General features: G+C 75.8%; 21 protein-coding genes. 17 read left to right on the top strand and 4 right to left on the bottom strand.

The genetic code is table 11. The features are described 5' to 3' along the window. Positions 1-114: 114 nt before the first annotated feature. The 3 genes from BUE37_RS03510 to BUE37_RS03500 are packed head-to-tail and all read right to left on the bottom strand — an operon-like array spanning position 115 to position 2,926. Positions 115-1,422 (bottom strand): glycosyltransferase family 2 protein, encoded by a 1,308-nt coding sequence (locus BUE37_RS03510; protein WP_073418662.1) that lies wholly within the window; start codon positions 1,420-1,422, stop codon positions 115-117. Next, positions 1,419-2,534 (bottom strand): DegT/DnrJ/EryC1/StrS family aminotransferase, encoded by a 1,116-nt coding sequence (locus BUE37_RS03505; RefSeq protein WP_217651110.1) that lies wholly within the window; start codon positions 2,532-2,534, stop codon positions 1,419-1,421. The genes BUE37_RS03510 and BUE37_RS03505 overlap by 4 nt, the downstream gene beginning before the upstream one ends. Then, positions 2,531-2,926 (bottom strand): sugar 3,4-ketoisomerase, encoded by a 396-nt coding sequence (locus BUE37_RS03500; RefSeq protein WP_217651109.1) that lies wholly within the window; start codon positions 2,924-2,926, stop codon positions 2,531-2,533. The genes BUE37_RS03505 and BUE37_RS03500 overlap by 4 nt, the downstream gene beginning before the upstream one ends. Positions 2,927-3,131: 205 nt before the next feature. Between BUE37_RS03500 and BUE37_RS03495 the strand changes: the two genes are divergently transcribed. The 3 genes from BUE37_RS03495 to BUE37_RS03485 are packed head-to-tail and all read left to right on the top strand — an operon-like array spanning position 3,132 to position 6,107. After that, on the top strand, positions 3,132-4,031 hold the full coding sequence (locus BUE37_RS03495) for a GNAT family N-acetyltransferase (RefSeq protein WP_073418661.1): 900 nt from the start codon (positions 3,132-3,134) through the stop codon (positions 4,029-4,031). Further along, positions 4,031-4,732, top strand: a complete 702-nt coding sequence (locus BUE37_RS03490) for a class I SAM-dependent methyltransferase (protein WP_073418660.1) — start codon at positions 4,031-4,033, stop codon at positions 4,730-4,732. The genes BUE37_RS03495 and BUE37_RS03490 overlap by 1 nt, the downstream gene beginning before the upstream one ends. Then, positions 4,725-6,107 (top strand): hypothetical protein, encoded by a 1,383-nt coding sequence (locus tag BUE37_RS03485; protein WP_073418659.1) that lies wholly within the window; start codon positions 4,725-4,727, stop codon positions 6,105-6,107. The genes BUE37_RS03490 and BUE37_RS03485 overlap by 8 nt, the downstream gene beginning before the upstream one ends. Before the next feature lie 50 nt (positions 6,108-6,157). Here BUE37_RS03485 and BUE37_RS03480 read toward each other — a convergent pair whose 3' ends face one another. Next, entirely contained in the window at positions 6,158-7,231 is a 1,074-nt protein-coding gene (locus tag BUE37_RS03480; RefSeq protein WP_073418658.1) for a glycosyltransferase family protein, read from the bottom strand. A 386-nt stretch (positions 7,232-7,617) separates the two neighbouring features. On the opposite strand from BUE37_RS03480, the gene BUE37_RS03475 reads away from it, so the two are divergent. The 14 genes from BUE37_RS03475 to BUE37_RS24720 all read left to right on the top strand — a co-directional run bounded on the left by BUE37_RS03475 (position 7,618) and on the right by BUE37_RS24720 (position 19,677). Beyond that, complete coding sequence (locus BUE37_RS03475; protein ID WP_073418657.1) at positions 7,618-8,403, top strand: flagellin N-terminal helical domain-containing protein; 786 nt, start codon at positions 7,618-7,620, stop codon at positions 8,401-8,403. A gap of 102 nt (positions 8,404-8,505) precedes the next feature. Then, positions 8,506-9,834 carry a flagellar filament capping protein FliD gene (fliD, locus tag BUE37_RS03470; RefSeq protein ID WP_073418656.1) on the top strand — a complete coding sequence of 443 codons (1,329 nt, stop codon included), beginning with the start codon at positions 8,506-8,508 and terminating at the stop codon, positions 9,832-9,834. Positions 9,835-9,881: 47 nt separating this feature from the next. After that, complete coding sequence (gene fliS / locus BUE37_RS03465) at positions 9,882-10,265, top strand: flagellar export chaperone FliS (protein ID WP_073418655.1); 384 nt, start codon at positions 9,882-9,884, stop codon at positions 10,263-10,265. Beyond that, on the top strand, positions 10,262-10,606 hold the full coding sequence (locus tag BUE37_RS03460) for a hypothetical protein (protein WP_073418654.1): 345 nt from the start codon (positions 10,262-10,264) through the stop codon (positions 10,604-10,606). Before fliS ends, BUE37_RS03460 begins: the two co-directional genes overlap by 4 nt. 333 nt (positions 10,607-10,939) lie before the next feature. After that, positions 10,940-11,287, top strand: coding sequence for a flagellar basal body rod protein FlgB (gene flgB, locus BUE37_RS03455; RefSeq protein ID WP_073418653.1), 348 nt, complete (start codon positions 10,940-10,942; stop codon positions 11,285-11,287). Between the two features lies 1 nt (position 11,288). Then, positions 11,289-11,687 (top strand): flagellar basal body rod protein FlgC, encoded by a 399-nt coding sequence (gene flgC, locus BUE37_RS03450; RefSeq protein WP_073418652.1) that lies wholly within the window; start codon positions 11,289-11,291, stop codon positions 11,685-11,687. 5 nt (positions 11,688-11,692) lie between these two features. Then, a complete protein-coding gene (fliE, locus tag BUE37_RS03445; RefSeq protein WP_083628244.1) occupies positions 11,693-12,037 on the top strand; it encodes a flagellar hook-basal body complex protein FliE in 345 nt (114 codons plus the stop codon). Further along, the gene (fliF, locus tag BUE37_RS03440; RefSeq protein ID WP_073418651.1) at positions 12,037-13,635 is read left to right on the top strand and encodes a flagellar basal-body MS-ring/collar protein FliF; all 1,599 of its coding nucleotides are present in this window, start codon (positions 12,037-12,039) and stop codon (positions 13,633-13,635) included. The genes fliE and fliF overlap by 1 nt, the downstream gene beginning before the upstream one ends. A 73-nt stretch (positions 13,636-13,708) precedes the next feature. Next, positions 13,709-14,788, top strand: coding sequence for a flagellar motor switch protein FliG (fliG, locus tag BUE37_RS03435; protein ID WP_073418650.1), 1,080 nt, complete (start codon positions 13,709-13,711; stop codon positions 14,786-14,788). Further along, positions 14,772-15,599, top strand: a complete 828-nt coding sequence (locus BUE37_RS03430) for a FliH/SctL family protein (RefSeq protein ID WP_083628242.1) — start codon at positions 14,772-14,774, stop codon at positions 15,597-15,599. Before fliG ends, BUE37_RS03430 begins: the two co-directional genes overlap by 17 nt. After that, entirely contained in the window at positions 15,596-16,906 is a 1,311-nt protein-coding gene (locus BUE37_RS03425; protein WP_073418649.1) for a FliI/YscN family ATPase, read from the top strand. Before BUE37_RS03430 ends, BUE37_RS03425 begins: the two co-directional genes overlap by 4 nt. 1 nt (position 16,907) lies before the next feature. Then, positions 16,908-17,369, top strand: coding sequence for a flagellar export protein FliJ (locus BUE37_RS03420; RefSeq protein WP_073418648.1), 462 nt, complete (start codon positions 16,908-16,910; stop codon positions 17,367-17,369). Next, positions 17,357-18,334, top strand: coding sequence for an NlpC/P60 family protein (locus tag BUE37_RS03415; protein WP_073418647.1), 978 nt, complete (start codon positions 17,357-17,359; stop codon positions 18,332-18,334). Before BUE37_RS03420 ends, BUE37_RS03415 begins: the two co-directional genes overlap by 13 nt. Next, on the top strand, positions 18,331-19,677 hold the full coding sequence (locus BUE37_RS24720) for a flagellar hook-length control protein FliK (RefSeq protein ID WP_073418646.1): 1,347 nt from the start codon (positions 18,331-18,333) through the stop codon (positions 19,675-19,677). Before BUE37_RS03415 ends, BUE37_RS24720 begins: the two co-directional genes overlap by 4 nt. The last annotated feature ends 2 nt before the right edge of the window (positions 19,678-19,679 follow it).

Raw genomic sequence — 19,679 nt, 5'->3', positions numbered from 1 at the left:
CGAGCACCACGACCCGAGCACCACGACCCGAGCACCACGACCCGAGCAGCAGCCCCGGCACACGCGAGAGGCCCGGTCCCCCGAGGGGGACCGGGCCTCCGTCGTGCCGGGGCCTCAGCCCGCGCGCACCGACCACACGGCCGCGGCGCGGCCGACGTGCCAGGACCGCCCCGGCGGCGCGACCGCCAGCCACGGCGCGGGCACGAGCGAGGCGGGGTCGTCCGTGGGCACCAGCTCCACGTCGACGTCGGAGCCCTCGGCCAGCGCCGCCTCGACGAGCGGCACGACGGCGGCCACGTCGGCCGGGTCGACGGCGAGCACGAGCCGCTGCGCGACGCCCGCGGCCGCGACGTCGCGCAGTGCGCCCACGGTCGCGGCCACCTCGCCGGCGTCGGGCCGCGGTGCGGCGACCGCGAACGGGTGCACGCGGGCCAGCACGTCGAGGCCCTGCGCGAGGGTCCCCAGCAGCCGGGGCCCGTGCGCGCGCTCGGCGAGCGGCCGGTCGAGGTCGCCGGCCGCCCCGGAGCGGAGCTCGGCCAGCCGGGCCGTGGCGAGGAACGCCGCCTCGAGGGCGAGCGCGCCGTCGGGGGACCCGGGCAGTGCCGCGTGCACCTGCGCGGCGGTGCGCAGCACCTCGGCGTGGGCGTTGTACTCCCTGGCCGGGTCGGCGAGGTAACCCAGGCGGCGGCCCCAGTCGATGAGCAGCGGCCAGTCCCGGGTGCCGGCGGCGACCAGTGCGGGACTGGCGGACCGCTGGCCCCCGTGCACCCGGAAGCTGCTCAGCGGCCGCTCGGTGTAGAACGCCCTGCGCCCGGCGAGGAGCCCGAGCCACAGCGCGACGTCGCCGTTGGCGGCCAGCTGCACCCCGTCGACGCGCCACAGCGCGGCGGGGTCGACGTCGGACCGGCGGAACAGGCAGGTGGTCAGCTCCCCGACCACGTTGCGGGTGTACTCCAGGACGGCGTCGCCGAGGGAGGTGCCGTCGACGAGGCCGGTGCGGGTGAGCAGCGGCGTGGCGTCGGCCGGCAGCCGGTTCCCGTCCTCGTCGATGCGGGTCCGGTGGGAGAAGGCGAGCGACACGTCCGGCGCGGCCTGCATCCCGGCCACGAGCGTCTCGACGCAGTCCGGGGCGAGGACGTCGTCGTGCAGCAGGTACTTCACGTACTCGCCGCGCGCCGCCTCGAGCAGCCGGACGGGGTTCTCGAACGCGCCGACGTTGCGCCCGTGACGGATCACGCGCACCCGCGGGTCCGCCTCGGCGACACCGGCGAGCAGCTCGGCGGTGCCGTCGGTGGACGCGTCGTCGCCGACGAGCACCTCGAGCCGCCGGTGGGTCTGCCCGAGCGCCGACGCCAGGGCCTCGGCGAGGAAGCGCTCCCCGTTGTAGGTGGGGACCAGGACGCTGACCAGCGGCTCGCTCACGGCCGGAACGCCCGGATCGCCTCGATCACGCGGTCCTGCTGGTCGTCGCGCAGGTGCGGGCCCATCGGCAGGCTGAGCACCTCGGCCGCCAGGCGGTCGGCGACCGGCAGGTGCGCGGCGGCCAGCGGCGTCCCGGCGAAGGCCGGCTGGCGGTGCGGCGGCACCGGGTAGTGCACGAGCACCTCGACTCCCGCGGCGGCCAGGTGGGCGCGCAGCGCGTCGCGGTGCGGCGTCCGCACGACGTGGAGGTGCCAGACCGGCTCGGCCCACGCGGCCACCACGGGGAGGGCCAGGCCGGTCCCGGCCAGGCCCTCGGCGTAGCGCCGGGCGACGCGCGCCCGGCGCGCGTTGTGCTCCTCGAGGTGGGCGAGCTTGACCGACAGGAACGCGGCCTGCAGCTCGTCGAGCCGGCTGTTGACGCCGATCTCGTCGTGCACGTACTTGACCGTCGAGCCGTAGTTGCGCAGCGAGCGCACCCGCGCGGCCACGCCCGGGTCGTCGGTCGTCACCGCGCCGCCGTCGCCGAGCGCCCCGAGGTTCTTGCCGGGGTAGAAGCTCCACGCCGTCGCGTGCGCCAGGCCGCCCACGGGCCGGCCGCGGTAGCGGGCGCCGTGCGCCTGGGCGGCGTCGTCGAGGACGGCGATGCCGTGCTCGGCGGCCAGCGCCAGGAGGGGGTCGAGGTCCACGGGGTGCCCGTACAGGTGCACCGGCAGCAGCGCCCGGGTCCGCGGCCCGACGGCCTCGGCGACGCGCGCGGGGTCCCAGGCACCGGTCGCCTCCTCGACGTCGACCGGCACCGGCACGGCGCCGACCTGCACCACGGCCAGCCACGTGGCGACGAAGGTGTGCGAGGGGACGACGACCTCGTCGCCGGGCCCGACGCCGAGGGCGCGCAGGCCGAGCGTGAGCGCGTCCAGCCCGCTGCCCACGCCGACCGCCTCGGCGGCCCCGGTGGCGGCCGCCCACCGCTGCTCGAAGGCGCTCAGCTCGGGGCCGAGCAGCACCCGCTCGGAGTCGAGGACCCGCAGGGCCGCCTCGGCCAGGGCGGGCCGCAGCTCGGCGTGCACGGCCGCCAGGTCGAGGAACGGGACGCGCACCAGGCTCGCGGTCACGTCAGCACCGCGGCGGCGCGCGCGGCGACGAACTCGTCGTGGTCGCGGTAGTAGTCGCCCTCGTCGTACCGCTGCGAGGCGAGCACCAGGCAGACGCTGCCGCTGGAGAAGTCCTCCAGCTCCCGCCAGACCATCCGCGGCACGTAGAGGCCGTAGTACGAGCGGTTGAGGAAGAACCGCTCGGTGGTCACTCCGTCGGAGACGACGACGTCGAAGCTCCCGGCCGCCGCGACGATCAGCTGCTCGAGCTCCCGGTGGGCGTGTCCGCCGCGGAACTCCCCGCCCGGCACGTCGTAGAGGTAGTAGACACGGGCGATGTCGAAGGGCACGTGCTCGCCGCCCTCGATGAAGGTGAGGTTGCCGCGCGCGTCGGTGACGCGGGGCAGTTCCACGATGCGGCAGCCCAGCGCGGACCCGCCGGTGGGCCACCCGTGGTCCGACGCGCGCCGTCCCCAGGGGGCGGTCCGCCGCTCGAGGGGTGCGTGGAGGCTGAGCTCGCCGATCGACATGGGACGAGGGAACCGGAAGCGCGGCCCCGGGTGGCGGGGGCACGGGGAGGCGGAGTTGACGATGCTGGACCAGCTCTTTGGTGGAGGCTTGCTGTTCGGTCACACCCGTTTCCACGACCTCAACGGCGTGCCCCAGGAGTCCCGCCGGCGCCACGAGCACCACGTCGACGGCCGGCTCGTCGGCGTGCTGGACGGCGTCGTCACCGACGGGGTGTTCCTGTCCGGGCACAGCGCGCCGTTCGGCGGGCCCGACCTCGTCCGCCCCGACCCGACGGTCGGCGAGGTGGTCGGCCTCGTGCGGTCGGCGCTGGACGCGCTGCGCGCCGACGGGGTGCACACCGCCCGCATCCGGTGCCGGCCGCCGGAGTACTCCCCCGCCGAGCCGCTGGTCGAGTACGCGCTGCTACAGGCCGGGGCCACCGTCGAGCACTGCGACCTCAACCAGTACGTGGACCTGCGGCACCTGCCGGCCGGCACCGACCCGCTCACCCTCCTCGGGAAGAAGCGGGCCCGCGACGTCCGCGCCGACCTGCGGCTGCCGTTCACGCTCGCCGAGGCCACCACCGACGACGACGTCGCGACGCTGCACGGCGTCCTCGCCGCCAACCGCGCCGCGCACGGGCGCCCCGCGGGCCTGCCCGCCGACTACCTGGCGCGCGCCCGGGAGGCCTTCCCCGACGCGGTGCGGCTGCTCCTGCTCCGGTACGAGGACCGCCCCGTCGCCGCCGCCGTCGTCTACCGCGTCCTGGCCGACGTCGACCTGCTGGTGGCCTGGGGCGACGCCCTCGACCACGGGCTGCAGCGCTCCCCCATGAACCTGCTCGCCCACTCCCTGGTGACCCGCGCGCTGCACTCGGGCGCGCGGCTGCTCGACATGGGCCCCTCGAGCGAGAAGGACGGCACCCCCAACCTCGGCCTCGCCCAGTTCAAGCGCAGCGTCGGCGCGTCACCGGGCACGCGCAAGGTCCTCGTGGTGACACTGCGCTGATGGCCCACGACTACTCGAGCCGGTACGACCCGGACACCGACTTCGACCGCCACTACACGGTGGCCACCGGGACGCGCATCCGCCGGTGGTTCCGGCCCGGCGACGCCGTCCTCGAGCTGGGCTGCGCCACGGGCCTCATGACGTCGCTGTTCGCCGAGCGCGACGTCACCGTGGACGCCGTCGAGCGGACCCCGGCCTACCACGCGGCGGCGCAGGCCCGGGGGCTGCCGCGGGTCACGGTCCACCTGACCGACATGGACGACTTCTCGAGCCCCCGCCGCTACGAGCACGTCGTCGCGGCGCACGTGGTCAACGAGCTGCCGGACCCGCTGGGCCTGCTGCGCCGGATCCGCGAGGAGTTCCTGGCGCCCGGCGGCCTGGTGCACGTCTCGCTGACCAACCCCTACTCGCTGCACCGGCTGGTCGCGATGGAGATGGGGCTGCTCGAGGCGCCCGAGGCCCTCAGCGACCGGGGGCGGGCGCTCGCGACCGTGGAGATCTTCGACGGCGACCGGCTCGAGGCGCTGGCCCGCGAGGCCGGGCTGACCTGCGTGCACCGCGAGCCGGTGCTGCTCAAGCCCCTCACCAACGCCCAGCTCGCCGAGCTGCCCGACGCGGTGATCGCCGGCCTCGACCGGGTCGCGCGGCGGTTCCCCGAGCACGGCGCGCTCAACTACGCCATCTTCGTCGCCGGTGACTGAGCCGCAGCTCGTCGTCGGCGGCACGGTCGCCGCGCTGGCCACCGCCGACGCCCTCGCCGCGGCCGGGCGGCCGGTCCGCCTGCTGCTCCCCCGCCGCGGGGTCGGCGGCGGCTTCCTCCCGCTCGAGCGCGACGGGCGCCGGCTGGAGCTCGGCATGCGCGTGCTGGAACTGCACTACGAGGGCACCGGCACCCCGCCTCCGCTCGCGGAGTACCGCGCCGACGACGAGGGCCACCGCCCCTTCGTCGCGCTCGTCGACGGCTGGGTGCGCGACCTCGTGGGCGCCGACGCCGTCGTCCCGGTCGATCCCCCCGCGTCCTGGCTGGGCGGCCGCCTCGGACCGGAGGTGCTGCTCAGCTCCGACCTCTCCCGCGCCGCCGGCCTGGTCGCCCCGGACGACGCCCGGCGGATCGCCGGGCAGGCCGCCGACGCCGCCCGGGAGCACGGGGACGCCGGCTGGCTGGCCGCCGGGGAGAGCGGGCGGCTGGCGGAGGCCGGCTTCGACGAGGCCTCGCTGCACCAGCACGGCGCCCGCTTCCACGAGCTGTTCCTCGCGCCCTTCACCGGCAAGATCCGGCCCGGCGGCGGGGCCGACGTCCTCGCCTCGCTGCGCCGGAAGCTGTGGGTCCCGCTGTTCTGGCCGCGCACGGTGGCCGAGGCCTTCTCCGGGCAGCCGGTCGGCTTCGTGCCGGAGCGACCGCTCACCGTCGTGCGGCCCGGCGGCATGGGCCCGGTGCTGCGCGCCCTGCTCGACCGGCTGCGCGCGCGGCAGGTGACCGTCGAGACGTACGACCGGCTGACCGCGGTGGCGCCCGGGGGACCGGCGGTGCGGCTCGGGTTCGCCGACGGCCGCGAGGAGACGGCGGCCCGCCCGGTGCTCGGCCTGTCCGCGGCGGAGCTGTTCGCCGCCGCCGGCGTGGAGTACGCCCCCGACCGCCTGCACTCCGTGCTGGCCTGGGTGGGCGTGCGGGAGGACGACCTGGCGGAGCTGCCCGGCTTCGTGCACGTGCTCGACCCCGGCGTTCCCGCCTACCGGGTCACCCCCGGCGAGCGCGGCGACGACGGCGTCCGCGTGGTCTGCGTCGAGCTGGCGCACGACGTGCCGCAGGAGCAGGCGGCGGCCACCGCCGTCGCGGTGCTGGAGACCACCGGCCTGCTGCGCGAGGGCGCCGGCGGCACCGACCTCGGCGTCTTCTCCGGCCCCACGTTCACCGACCCCACCGCCGCCAACGTCGCCCGGCACGCCGCGGCCCTCGCCGCCTGGCAGGACCTCGGGGTCGACGCCGCGGTGGTCGGCGGGGCGGGGTCCTTCGGCGCGGACTCCTTCAACGAGCAGGTGCTGCAGGGCCTCAGCACCGCCGAGCGGCTGGCCTGAGACGGCACCGGCCGGGATCCCCGCGGGGGTCCCGGCCGGTGGCGCCGGTCCTAGGCGCCGATGCGGTCGGCGCGCGAGCGGTTGTCCCGCGCCCGGCGCCACGCCGCCGCCCAGAGCTCGGCGGTGTGCTCGGTCAGGTGGCCGGCGAGCACGCGCTCGCGGTTGGCCGCGGCCATCTCGCGGCGGTGGTCGGCGTCCTCGAGGGCGCGACCGACCATCTGCGCCCAGTCACGCGGCCGCTTGGCGCGCATGCCGATCCCGAGCCGCTCGTACTCCGCGCTCGGCGAGCGGACGGCGAAGACGCCGCGCGCCGAGTACTCGAGCACCTTGAGCCAGCTCTTGCTGGTGTTGAAGCGGTCGATCCGCAGCGGGGCCACCCCGACGTCGAACCGCTCGCCCAGCGCGGCGAGGTAGCCGTCGACGTCCTGGATGAAGGGCATCTCCACGGGCGCCTCGGTCAGCCGCAGCCACTCCTGGGCCTGGTCGGCCTGGCCGAAGATGGCGAAGCGGCTGCGCCCGCGGGTGCGCTCGAGCGCCTGCTCGAGGCCGGACTCCATCACCTGCAGGTCGTACGGGTGGGTCACCGCCGAGCCGGTCCAGCCGACGGTCAGGACCTCGGGGTCGCGCTCGTAGGCCGGCGGGAGCTCGACGATCCGCCGCGGGAGCGCGTTGGGCACGACCGCCGCGCGGCCGTGCCGGCCGTACTCCTCGAGCAGCGCCGGGGTCGACACGGTGACGAAGTCGGCCTCCCGGGCGCACTGCCGGGCGATGTCGGCGGCGCCGCTGCGCACGAGCGCGGCGTGCCCGCGGTGGCCGAAGGGCACAGCCGACAGCAGGTCGTCCATCTCGACGACGACGGCGACGCCCTGCGCCTGCAGCAGCCGGAGGCACTGGAGCATCGCCTCGGTCTTGGGCAGCTGCATGACGACGACGTCGGCGCCCTGGGCGTCGACGTCGACGACCGTCTGCACCTCGTCCCCGGGCAGCCGCGTCATCCGGGTGGTGAGGCCGCGGTTCACCTCGATCGTCAGGTCGCGGTCGGCCTCGCCCGCCGCGCGCGCCGGCTCGGTGATCCGGTGGTACTCGGATCCGCGGAACAGGGTGTGGCTCAGCAGCACCTTCATCGGGGGGCGTCCTCACTGCGCTCGGGAGACCCGGGCCCGCGCCGTCACGGCCGGCGGCCGGAGGGCGCGCGGGGGCACCGGGGAGGGACCGGGGGCGCACCGGCAGCCCCGGGCTCCCCCTCCTGTGCCCGACACGATGCAGGGCCGCGCCGGACGGCCGGCCGGGGACACGCCGCGGCGGGCACCGGCCGGCGGGCGCCCGGTCCCGGGCGTCACGCCGGTCGCAGCAGCCTCAGCGGGCCGGCCGACCCGGCCGGGTGGGATCCGTCCGGATTTTCGTCCGGTTCGGGTCAAGGACGGGCCCGGACCGGCCGATCCCCCATGTGCACCACCCGCCAGCACGGATGCCAGCGGGACCAGCCGGACCCCGTCCAAGGAGGATCACCATGGGTCTCAGCGTCAACAACAACATCGCTGCCTTCAACGCGTACCGGAACCTCTCGGTCACCGACACGCAGATGGGCAAGTCCCTCGAGAAGCTCTCCTCGGGCTACCGGATCAACCGCGCCGCCGACGACGCGGCCGGCCTGGCCATCTCCGAGGGCCTGCGCTCGCAGATCGGTGGCCTCAAGGTCGCCGTCCGCAACGCGCAGGACGGCATCTCGGTCGTGCAGACGGCGGAAGGCGCCCTCACCGAGGTCACCTCGATGCTGCAGCGGATGAACGACCTGTCCGTGCAGTACGCCAACGGCACGCAGAACGACGACTCGAAGGCCGCGATCTCCCAGGAGTTCGAGGCCCTCAAGACCGAGATCGGCCGCATCCAGGACAACAGCAAGTTCAACGGGGTCGCCCTCTTCAACGGCGCCTCGGGGACCTCGTTCCAGGTCGGCTACGCCAGCACCGACACCATCTCGGTCGACCTCAGCTCGAGCACCGACGTCAGCGGCCTGTCCGCCAGCGGCGGCAGCGACGCCGTGCAGGCCAAGATCACCGAGGTCTCCACCGACCGCGCGAACCTGGGTGCCCTGCAGAACCGCTTCGAGCACACCATCAACAACCTGAACGTCACCGTCGAGAACCTGACCGCCGCTGAGTCGCGGATCCGCGACACGGACATGGCCCAGGAGATGACCAACTTCTCCCGGACCCAGATCCTCAGCCAGGCCGGGACCGCGATGCTGGCCCAGGCGAACCAGGCGTCGCAGAACATCCTGCAGCTGCTGCGCTGATCCACCAGCACCACCAGCTCCACCCGGTGAGGGGGGTGGCCTCGGGCCACCCCCCTCACCGGCACATCCAGCCCTGATCCCACCCGTCCCGGAGGCACCGTCGTGGTCAGCCTGAACACCGGTCTCGTCTCGGGACTCGACGTCGGTGGGCTCGTCGACTCGCTCATCGCGGTCGAGGCCAACACCCAGACGCTGCTCAAGCGGAAGCTCACCGCGACCCAGGACGACGCCAAGGCCTACCGCGCCGTCAACACCAAGTTCGACGCGCTGCGCACCGCCGCCGAGGCGCTCGGCAAGGCCGCCACCTTCAGCGCGGCCACCGCGACCAGCAGCTCGACCTCCGTCGTCGCCACCGCCTCCGCCGGCGCGACGGCCGGCAGCACCACCTTCACCGTCGACCGGCTCGCCGCCCGCCACACCGTGGCCACCACCGGCGCCTGGAACCCGACGACCGACGTGACGCTCACCGTCGAGGACGCCGACCAGGACACCGCCGCCGTCTCGGTGACCATCCCGGCCGGCACCACGCTCGCCGACGCGGTGAAGAAGATCAACGCCACCGCGGGCACCGGCGTGACCGCGAGCATCGTCAACAGCGAGGCCGGCCAGCGCCTGCAGCTCACCTCCACCGCCTCCGGCCAGGACGGCCGGTTCACCGTCTCGGGCCTGTCCACCGGCGTGGTCAACGAGGGCGCCGACGCGAAGGTGACCATCGGCGGCACCGGCAGCCTCGACTTCTCGGCCACGTCGGCCACCAACACCTTCGCCGACCTGGTGCCGGGCGTGACGCTCACCGTCAGCAAGGTGTCCACGGAGGCCGTCACGGTCGACGTCGCCAGCGACCCGAAGGCCGTGACGGCCGCGGTGCAGAAGCTGGTCACCGCCGCCAACGACGTGCTGAGCAGCATCAAGACCCACACCAGCACGGCCACCGGCAGCACCGCCGCCCTCAAGGGCGACAGCACGCTGCGCGGCCTGGCCACCAAGGTCCTCGAGTCCGTCGGCCGGGCCATCGGCGCCGGCACCTCGGCATCCGAGGTCGGCATCGAGCTCGACCGCTACGGCGCCCTGACCTTCGACGCCGTGGCCTTCGAGAAGTCCCTCGCCGCCGACCCGGCCCGCACGCAGGCGATCGTCCACGGCACCGGGACCGGCGCGACCGCCGTCCCGGGCGTCGCCCAGCGGCTGCTCGCCGTCGTCAAGGAGGCCGGCGACAGCGTCACCGGCTCCCTGGTCGTCAAGGCCAAGAGCAGCGACGAGGCGGCCGCCCAGCTGCAGGACCGCATCGACGACTGGGACCTGCGCCTCGAGCTGCGCCGGACCACGCTGCAGAAGCAGTTCACCGCCATGGAGACGGCGCTGAGCTCGCTGCAGAACCAGGCGGGCTGGCTGTCCTCGCAGCTCAAGAGCCTGTCCGGCTCGTCCTCCTGACTCCTCCCCCGCATCCCCGCCCCGACTCCCGCATCCCAGGAGACGCCATGAGTGCCGCCGCCCTGCGCGCCCGATACGTGGGCGACTCGGTCGCCACCGCCTCCCCGCAGCAGCTGCTCGTCATGCTCTACGACCGGCTCGCGCTGGACCTGGAGCGGGCCTCCCAGGCCCTCGCCGCCGGCAACCGCCACGCCGCCGGCGAGCAGCTCCGGCACGCCCAGGACATCGTCTTCGAGCTGCGCAGCAGCCTGAAGGTCGAGGCCTGGGAGGGCGGCCCGCGCCTGGCGTCGCTGTACGCCTGGCTGCTCACCGAGCTGACGACGGCCAACGTCAAGGGCGACCGCAACCGCGTCGAGTCCTGCCTGAAGGTCGTCGAGCCGCTGCGCGACGCCTGGCGCCAGGCGGCCGCGAGCCTGGCGGGCACCGCATGACCGCCGCGCACTCCTCGGACGAGGCCCGGCGCGCCGAGTGGGCCGAGGTCCTCGAGGAGATGGAGGGCGAGGTCCTCGACGCCGAGCGCTCCATCCGCGGCAACCGCGCCGAGGAGATCGCCGCCTGGGGCCGGCGCATGGAGGACTGGACGCCGCCCACCATGCTCGGGCCGCTGCCCCTGGACCTGCGCGAGCGCGCGGCCCGGCTGCTGCAGCACCAGCTCGCCGTCGCCGAGGAGCTCGTCGAGCGGATCACCCAGTCCCAGCGCCAGCGCGACGTCGCCGCGCGGATGGCCTACCGGCCCCGCCCGGTAGCCGCCTTCGTGGACCGCGCCCTGTAGCGACACCCTCCAGCACACGACCCGGCCGGGTCCGCCTCACGGCGGGCCCGGCCGTCGTCGTCCCGGGGGCAGGAGTGCCTCCCGCGGGCGGGAGGCGACCCCGGAGGCGACACGGGGCCCGTCCGGCCCGTCCGCTCCCCGCGTCACACCCGTCACCCGCGCCACGGACGGTGGTCAAGGTGCACGGGTCCGCTGCCGATGTCGCCCCTGCACGGACAGCACTGCTCTCGCCACGGATCGGCGGCCCCGCCCTCGCGCTCGCGCGCGCGGGCTCCCCCGACGTACCCGGAGGCACCTCGTGTCCTGCCGCCCTGCCCGCCGGCGGTCCGCCCGATGATCAGCGACGTCACCATGACCACGCTGCACTCGGCGCTGACCGGCCTGGCGCAGCGCCAGCGCGTGACCGCGGACAACATCGCGAACGTGCAGACCCCCGGCTTCCTCGCCGGCCGCACGGACTTCGAGTCCTCGCTGCGCAACGAGCTGCGCCAGGGCCGGACGCCGACCGTCTCCGGCGGCTCCATCGCCCGCTCGCTCGAGCCCACCCGCGAGGACGGCAACAACGTGAACCTCGACAGCGAGACCGTCATCGCCACCGAGACCGGCCTGCGCTACCAGTTCGCGCTGACCGCCCTCGAGGGCAAGTACAACGGCCTGCGCACGGCCCTCCGGACGGCCTGACGTGTTCGACGGCCTCGACATCTCCGGGTCCGGCCTGTCGGTCCACCGCCGCTGGCTGGACGCCGTCTCGGACAACATCGCGAACATCAACACGGTCAGCTCGACCGACGGCGAGGCCTTCCGCGAGCGCATGGTCGTCGCCCAGGCCGTCGACTACGGCTCCGGCGAGGGCGGCGTGCGCGTCGCGCGCGCCGAGTTCGGCAGCGCCGAGGGCCGGCTCGTGTACGAGCCCGACCACCCGCTGGCCGACGACGAGGGCTACGTCCGCTACCCGGACATCGACCTCGGCGAGCAGATGACCCAGATGATCATGGCCCAGCGCGGCTACCAGGCGAACATCGCGGCCCTCGAGCGGGCGACGAACGCCTACCAGGCCGCGCTCCAGCTCGGGAAGGGCTGACCAGCATGACCTCCCCCGTCGGCGGCGTCTCGCTGCCCACGTTCCCCGCGTTCGGCGCGCTCGGCGGCATCGACGCCGCGCAGGCCACCCAGGCGGCGCAGGCCCCGCAGGCCGCGACCCAGGCCTCGGCCGACGGTTTCGCCGCCGCCCTCACCGGCGCGCTCGACGAGCTCGGCAGCCTGCAGTCCAGCAAGGACGCCCTCGCCGTCCAGGCGGCCACCGGCGACCTGCGTGACGTGCACGACTACATGATCGCCGCCCAGGAGTCCTCGGTGGCCACCGAGATGGTCGTGACGATCAAGAACAAGGCCGTCGAGGCCTTCACCGAGATCATGAGGATGCCGGTCTGATGCCCGCCGCACTGGCTGGGCCGCTGGCGAAGGTGCGCAGCACCCTCGCCACGATCAGCCTGGGCCAGAAGGTCGTCATCGGCCTGCTGGTGGCCGGGCTGGCGCTCGGCGGCTTCTTCTTCTACCGCTGGATCACGACGCCGACCATGGCGCCGCTGTTCTCCAACCTGGCCTCGACCGACGCCTCGGCGATCGTCGACGAGCTCAACGCCTCCGGTGTCGCCTACGAGCTCGCCGACGGCGGCGGGACGATCATGGTCGCCAACGACGCGGTCTACGACCTGCGCCTGCAGATGAGCGGCCAGGGCCTGCCCGCCGGCTCCGACACCGGGTACGCGCTGCTCGACGAGCAGGGCATCACCACCAGCGAGTTCCAGCAGCAGGTGCAGTACCAGCGCGCCATCGAGGGCGAGCTCGCGAACACCCTCGAGGCGCTCGACGGCGTCTCGCAGGCGGTCGTGCACGTCGCGCTGCCCGAGGACGAGGTCTTCGCCTCCGACGAGGGCGAGCCCACCGCCTCGGTGCTCCTGGACCTGACGCCGGGCACCGAGCTCTCCGGCGAGCAGATCCAGTCGATCACCAACCTGGTCTCCTCGAGCATCGAGGGGATGGAGCCCGAGCAGGTCACCGTCAGCGACTCGACCGGCCAGCTCCTGTCGGCCGCCGGCCAGACCGCCTCGGCGGCCTCGGGCGACGCCCGCTCGCAGATGGAGACCGACTACGAGACCCGGCTGGCCGCCAACGCCCAGTCGATCCTCGACACCGTCCTCGGCCCCGGCAACGCGCGCGTCTCCGTGCGCGCCGACCTGGACATGTCGCAGCGCGACAGCACCGCGACCAGCTACCAGTACACCGAGGGCACCCCGCCGATCAGCGAGCAGACCTCCACCGAGCAGTACACCGGCGACGGTTCCGCGGTCGGGGGCGTCCTGGGCCCGGAGAACACCGCCGACGCCGCGAACGGCACCGGCGGCGGCAACTCCACCTACTCGACCGAGAGCACGACGGCGAACAACGCCGTCGGCCAGACCGTCGAGAACACCGTGACCGCGCCCGGCGAGGTCAACCGGCTCACCGTCGCGGTCGTCATGAACGACACCGTGGCCGGCGGCCTCAACACCGCGCAGGTGCAGAACCTCGTCAGCAACGCCGTCGGCCTCGACCAGGCCCGCGGGGACGCGATCAGCGTCGCCTCGCTGCAGTTCGACACCAGCGCCGCCGACGCCGCGGCCGCGGAGATGACGGCGGCCCGCGAGGCCGAGCAGCAGGCGCAGATGTGGTCGCTCATCAAGACCGGCGGCATCGCGCTCGGCATCGCCCTGCTGGTGCTCGTCGTCTGGCTGCGGTCCCGCCGCGGCCGCGACGACGAGGAGGACGAGGACGACGAGCCGCTCGACCTCGACGACGGCCTGCTGGCCGAGCTGGAGCGGCTGCGCGTGGCCAGCTCCCGCGACGACACCGCCGTCCTGGACAACCGGGCCCTGGAGCTGGAGGCCGCCGAGCGCCAGCGCGTGCGAGGGGAGATCTCGACCATGGTCAGCGAACGACCCGACGAGGTGGCGCAGATGCTGCGCGGTTGGCTCAGTGATGTGAAGTGACCGAGCTCGCGAGGTCACTCATGGGTACCGCGACCTGCGGAGCAGGTCCGACGAGCGCCAGCGAGGAGGGGCTGTGACGCTCGCCAGTGTCGAGCCGCTGGTGGGCGCGGGCGGGACCAACCTGCCCGCCCTGCCGGCCAGGCCCCCGCGCCCGGAGCTGCCGGGCCTGCGCAAGGCCGCCGTCTTCCTCGCCCAGATGAGCAAGGAGGAGGCCGGGCTGCTGCTGTCGAAGCTGCGCCCGCGCGAGGTCGAGGCGCTCACCCGCGAGATCATGAAGCTCGGCTCGGTGGAGCCCGAGGACGTCGACGGCGTCCTCGGCGAGTTCCACCAGCTGATGAACGCCCAGCGCTTCGTCGGCCGCGGCGGCGTCGACTTCGCCCGCGAGATCCTCGCGGCGGGCCTCGGCGAGGACAAGGCCGAGGGCATCCTCGCCCGCCTCAACGTCGTCTACACCGAGGTCCCGTTCGCCTCGCTGCGCAACGCCGACGTCCGCCAGCTGGTCACCTTCCTCAAGGACGAGCACCCGCAGGTCATCGCGCTGGTGCTCGCCCACCTCTCGGCCGCGCAGTCGGCCGAGGTGCTCTCGGGCTTCTCGCCCGAGCAGCAGGCCGAGGTGGCCCACCGCATCGCCACGATGGACCGCACCTCCCCGGAGATGGTGCGCCTGGTCGAGGAGGAGCTGGGCCGGCGCATGGGCTCGCTGCTCGCCCACCAGGACATGTCCACCGTCGGCGGCGTGGAGACCCTCGTCGAGATCATCAACCGCTCGCCGCGGCCCACCGAGCGCTCGATCCTCGAGTGGCTCGACAGCTCCGACCCGGAGCTGGCCGAGCAGGTGCGCGCGCAGATGTTCGTCTTCGAGGACATCACCACCATCGACGACCGCTCGATGCAGCTGGTGCTGCGCGAGGTCGAGGCCAACGACCTGGCCACCGCGCTCAAGGGCGTGCGCCCCGACGTGCGGGACAAGGTCGTGCGGAACCTCTCCGAGCGCGCCGCGGAGAACCTCGCCGAGGAGATCGAGCTGCTCGGCCCGGTCCGTGCCCGCACGGTCGAGGAGTCGCAGGGCAAGATCGTCGCGGTCATCCGCACGCTCGAGGAGCAGGGCGTCCTGACCATCTCGCGCGGTGGGGACGATGAGTTCGTCGCCTGACGGCCGCCGGGAGTCGGTGCTGCTGCGCGGGGCCTCGGCCAGCGCGGCGGCCCCCTACCGGTCGGTCGCGGGGACGACGGTCCCCCCGCGTCCCCGCCCCGCGCCCCCGCAGCCGGCCGGCCCCTCCCCCGTCGTCGCCACGGCCCCCGAGGTCGTGGTCGAGCGGCGGCAGGCGCCGCGCCGCGCCGCCGACGTCCCGGTGCCCAACGGCCGCGGCGTGCTGCGGCTCGGCGACGTCTACGCCGAGGAGCTCGCCCGGCTGCGCGCCTTCGCGCACGACGAGGGCTACAGCGCCGGGCACGCCGCCGGCGTCGCCGCGGCCGCCGACGTGATCGCGCAGGCCGAGGCCGAGGCCGCCGCGCGGCTGGCCGACGTCCAGGCCCGCTGGGAGCGCCGGATGGCCTCGGCGACGGCGGCGCTCGGTGCCGCCGTCGCCGCCCTCGACGCCGCGGCGGTGCCCACCGCCGACGACGTCCGCGACACGGTCGTCGACGGCGTGCTGACCCTCGTCGAGGAGCTGCTCGGCCGCGAGCTCTCGGCGACCACCACCGCCGGCGTCGACGCCCTGCGCCGCGCCCTCACCCTCGTGCCCGCCGACGCCCCCGCGGTGGTCCGGCTGCACCCCGACGACCTCGCCGACGTCCCGCCGCACGCGCTGGCCGCCCTGCCGCCGTCGGTCACCGTCCTCGGCGACGACGCCGTCGAGCGCGCCGGCGCGGTCGCCGAGTGCGGGCCGCGCCGGGTCGACGCCCAGCTGTCCACGGCGCTGGCCCGGGTGCGGGCGGTCCTCGCCGGCGGCGGTCCCGCGTGAGCGCCGCCGCCCTCTTCGAGCGGGCCCGCCTGGCCGCCCGCCCCCAGCTGACCGGCTCCGTCGTCGGCGCCATGGGGCTCACGCTCACCGTCGAGGGCGTCGTCGGGGCCGTCGGAGACCTGGTAGAGGTCGGCTCCGGCCTGCTCGCCGAGGTCGTCGCCGTCTCCCGCGACCGGCTGACCTGCATGCCGCTCGGCGAGATCTCCGGCGTGCACGCCGGCGCCCCGGTGCGCAACACCGGCCGGCCGTTGCAGGTGCCCGTCGGCCAGGCCCTGCTCGGCCGGGTGCTCGACGGCCTCGGCCGCCCGGTCGACGGGCACGGCCCGCTCGGCGCCGGCAGCGGCGGGGGCATCGACTGGGTCGACCTCGCCAGCGAGACGCCGCACGCGCTGTCGCGCCGGCGGGTCGAGGAGCCGCTGCCGGTCGGCGTCCGCGCGCTGGACACCCTCGTGCCGGTCGGCAAGGGCCAGCGCCTGGGCATCTTCGCCGGCTCCGGCGTCGGGAAGTCCACGCTGCTCGCGCAGATCACCCGCGGCACCGAGGCCGACGTCCGGGTCATCGGGCTGATCGGCGAGCGCGGCCGCGAGGTGAAGGAGTTCCTCGAGGAGAACCTCGGCGAGGAGGGCATGGCGCGCACCGTCGTCGTCGTGGCCACCTCCGACGAGCCGCCGCTGGTGCGCCTCAAGGCCGCCTTCGTGGCCACCCGCATCGCCGAGGGCTTCCGCGACCAGGGCCGCGACGTCCTGCTGCTCATGGACTCGATCACCCGCACCGCCATGGCCCAGCGCGAGGTCGGCCTGTCGGCGGGCGAGCCCCCGGCCACCCGCGGCTACCCGCCGAGCGTGTTCGCGATGATGCCGCGGCTGCTGGAGAAGGCCGGCCCCGGCGCGACCGGGTCGATCACCGGCCTCTACACCGTGCTCGTCGAGGGCGACGACCACAACGAGCCCATCGCCGACACCGCCCGCTCGATCCTCGACGGGCACGTCGTGCTCACCCGCAGGCTCGCCACCGCCGGCCACTTCCCCGCCGTCGACGTGCTCGAGTCGATCTCCCGCGTCGCCGGGGCGGTCACCGCACCGGCGCGGATGGCCGACGCCCGCGAGATGCGCCGCCTCATGGGCGCGCTGCGCGACGTCAAGGAGCTCGTGGAGATCGGCGCCTACCAGGCCGGCAGCGACCCGCTGGTCGACCGCGCCCGGCTGCTCTCCCCCGCCATCGACGCCTTCCTGCGCCAGGCGCTGGAGGACAGCACCTCCCCCGACGACGCCTGGGCGATGCTGCACCGGCTCGTGACCGCGGCCTGACGTGGGCAAGCGCGCGACCTTCCGCCTCGAGCCGGTCCTGCGGGTGCGCGCCGCCGCCGAGGAGGCGGCCTCCCGCGCGGCCGCCGAGGCCGGCGCCGCGGCCCGCGAGGCCGCCCGACGCGCCGAGGAGCAGGCGGCCGCGCTCGCCGGCCGGGTGCCGCCCGCCTCGGCGCCCGCCCAGGTCTTCCTCGCCGCGATGGTCGCATCGGCCGCCGCGGCTGCCGATGTAGCAGCTGCACGGTCGACGGCGCAGGCCTCGGCCGAGCAGGCGGAGCTGCTGCGGCAGCGCTGGACCGCCGCCGCCCAGGAGACCCGGGCGCTGGAGAAGCTGCGTGAGCGGCACCTCCTGGCGCTGCGGGCCGCCGAGGCCGCCGCCGAGGAGCGCGCGGTCGACGACCTGGTGACGCGCCGCCACTCGGTGCGCGCCACCGACGACGGGGAGGAGGAGCCGTGGAGGGCCTGACCGCGGTGCACAGCCGCATCGCCGAGATCCAGAACCGGATCCTCACCCTGGCCTCGGCGTCCTCGACGTCGACGTCGGCCGCCCTGTCCTCGCAGTGGGCCTCGGCCGCGTCGGCCGCCGGGCTCACCGGCACCTCCGCCGCCGCGGCGACCGGGACGACGGCGGCCGCCGGCAGCGGCCTGGAGTCGCAGGCCGTCGCCGCCGCGCAGCGCTACCTCGGCGTCCCCTACGCGTGGGGCGGCACCGACCCGTCGGTGGGCCTGGACTGCTCGGGCCTCGTGCAGCGGGTCTACGCCGACCTCGGCATCGACCTGCCGCGCACCAGCTCCCAGCAGGCGACCGCGGGCACCGCGGTCGCGAGTCTCGCCGAGGCACGGCCCGGCGACCTCGTCTTCTTCGACAACTCCTCGTCGCGGCCGGGCATCGACCACGTCGGCATCTACGTCGGCAACGGGAAGATGATCGCCGCGCCGCAGGCCGGCCAGGTCGTGCAGGTGCAGGACGTCGGCTCGCCGTCGGTCATCCGCCGGGTGCTGCCCGCGTCCGCCGCCGCCCCCGCCGCCCCCTCCTCGGGGGCCGGCCTCGGTGGCGTCCCGTACGCCGACCTGTTCACCGCCGCCGGCGCCCGCCACGGCGTCGACCCGGCGCTGCTGGCCGGGGTGGCGAAGGTGGAGTCCGGCTTCGACTCCTCCGCCGTCTCCCCCGCCGGCGCGACCGGCCTCATGCAGTTCATGCCGGCCACCGCCGCGGGCCTCGGCGTCACCGCGACGGACCCGGCGTCCTCGATCGACGGCGCGGCCCGCTACCTGCGCCAGCTCACCGACCGCTTCGGCTCCACCGACCTCGCGCTGGCCGCCTACAACGCCGGCCCCGGGACGGTGAGCCGGTACGGCGGCATCCCGCCCTACGCGGAGACCCAGTCCTACGTCCGCAAGGTCACCAGCGCCGCGGAGGCCTACTCATGACCGCTCCCGCCCTGAGCGCCGCCCTGCCCGCGGCGGCGCCCTCGCCCTCCGTCCCCTCCGCCGACCCGTCGTCGGGCGCGGACTTCGCCTCCGCGCTCGACAGCGCGGTCGGCGGCCGCGGCCCGGTGGCCCGCGGGCCGGTCGACCGGGGTGAGGACCGCGGCCCGGTGCGCCGCGGGCCCGTCGACCGGAACCGGCCCGACCGCGAGCCCGCCGACGGCACGCCCGCGGAGGAGGCTCCGGGCGACGCCGCCGACGCGGCCCCCACCGGCGACCCGGCGACGCCCGCCCCGGTGGCGGGCCTGCCCGCCGGCTGGGCGCTGGCGCTCGCGCTGGGCACCCCGGTGCCGGCGACCGCCCCCGGCGCGACCCCCGCCGGCACCCCGGCCGCCGCGCTGCCCGGCGCCGTCCCCGGTGCCGCCGTCCCCGGTGCCGCGCACGCCGGCGCCGGCCTGCCCGGTGCCGCGCACGCCGGCGCCGTCCCGGCCGAGGTCCCCGCCGGCGCGGTCCCGGACCTGCCGCCCGCTCCGGCGCCCGCCGCTGCCGCCGTCCCGGCCGCCGCGGCGCCCGCCCCGGTCGCCGCCCCCCTGCCGGCCGCCCTCGCCGCCGCGCTGCCCGCCGGCCTCGTCGTCGTCGCGGCCGACGCCGCCCCCGCCGACGCCGCGGCGCCGTCCACCCCGCTGTCCCCGGCTCCCGGCGCGACGGCCCTCCCGGTCGCGCCGGCCGGCCAGGACGCCGGCACCGGACCGGGTGCCGGCGACCCGCAGGCCCGCCCGGGCGAGACGGCCCCCGCCGCGCTGGCCACCGCCCCGGCGGCCGCACCCGCGCCGGCGCTGGCCGTCGTCGCCCCGGTCGCGGTCGCCCGCGCCGAGGCGCCCGCCCCGCCGGTCGCCGCCCAGCTCGCCCCGACCGTCGCCACGCTGGCCGCCCGGCCCGACGGCGCGCACACGATGACGCTGGTGCTCACCCCCGAGACGCTCGGGCCGGTCGAGGTCCGGGTGACCGTGCACAACGGCACGGTCGACCTCAGCCTGCGCGGGGCCTCCGACGCCGGCCGCGCCGCGCTGCTCGACGCCCTGCCCGACCTGCGCCGCGACCTCGAGGCCTCCGGGCTCACCTGCTCGAAGGTGCAGGTCGACCGCGAGCAGGCGGGCTCGGGCCAGTCGCAGGCCCAGGCCGGCTGGCAGCAGGCCCAGCAGCAGGCGCAGGAGCGCGGGGCCCGGCAGGGCCGCGAGGCCGGCGAGGACACCGGCCGCCCCTGGCTGCGCACCGACCCCGACGGGAGCCGACCGGCTGCCGCCACCGACTCCCCCACGTCGAGCTCCCTCGACGTCCGGGCCTGAGA

It is taken from the genome of Geodermatophilus nigrescens (genome assembly GCF_900129495.1).
In the GTDB taxonomy this organism is placed as follows: Bacteria; Actinomycetota; Actinomycetes; order Mycobacteriales; family Geodermatophilaceae; genus Geodermatophilus; species Geodermatophilus nigrescens.
This window is presented reverse-complemented; position numbering and strand designations above follow the sequence as displayed.

Excerpts from the sequence above, each read along its gene's own strand:
- BUE37_RS03490 (WP_073418660.1), top strand. The coding sequence starts at position 4,031 with ATGGCCCACGACTACTCGAGCCGGTACGACCCGGACACCGACTTCGAC.
- BUE37_RS03480 (WP_073418658.1), bottom strand. The coding sequence starts at position 7,231 with ATGAAGGTGCTGCTGAGCCACACCCTGTTCCGCGGATCCGAGTACCAC.
- BUE37_RS03475 (WP_073418657.1), top strand. The coding sequence starts at position 7,618 with ATGGGTCTCAGCGTCAACAACAACATCGCTGCCTTCAACGCGTACCGG.
- fliS (WP_073418655.1), top strand. The coding sequence starts at position 9,882 with ATGAGTGCCGCCGCCCTGCGCGCCCGATACGTGGGCGACTCGGTCGCC.
- BUE37_RS03460 (WP_073418654.1), top strand. The coding sequence starts at position 10,262 with ATGACCGCCGCGCACTCCTCGGACGAGGCCCGGCGCGCCGAGTGGGCC.
- flgB (WP_073418653.1), top strand. The coding sequence starts at position 10,940 with ATGATCAGCGACGTCACCATGACCACGCTGCACTCGGCGCTGACCGGC.
- fliE (WP_083628244.1), top strand. The coding sequence starts at position 11,693 with ATGACCTCCCCCGTCGGCGGCGTCTCGCTGCCCACGTTCCCCGCGTTC.
- fliF (WP_073418651.1), top strand. The coding sequence starts at position 12,037 with ATGCCCGCCGCACTGGCTGGGCCGCTGGCGAAGGTGCGCAGCACCCTC.
- BUE37_RS03430 (WP_083628242.1), top strand. The coding sequence starts at position 14,772 with ATGAGTTCGTCGCCTGACGGCCGCCGGGAGTCGGTGCTGCTGCGCGGG.
- BUE37_RS24720 (WP_073418646.1), top strand. The coding sequence starts at position 18,331 with ATGACCGCTCCCGCCCTGAGCGCCGCCCTGCCCGCGGCGGCGCCCTCG.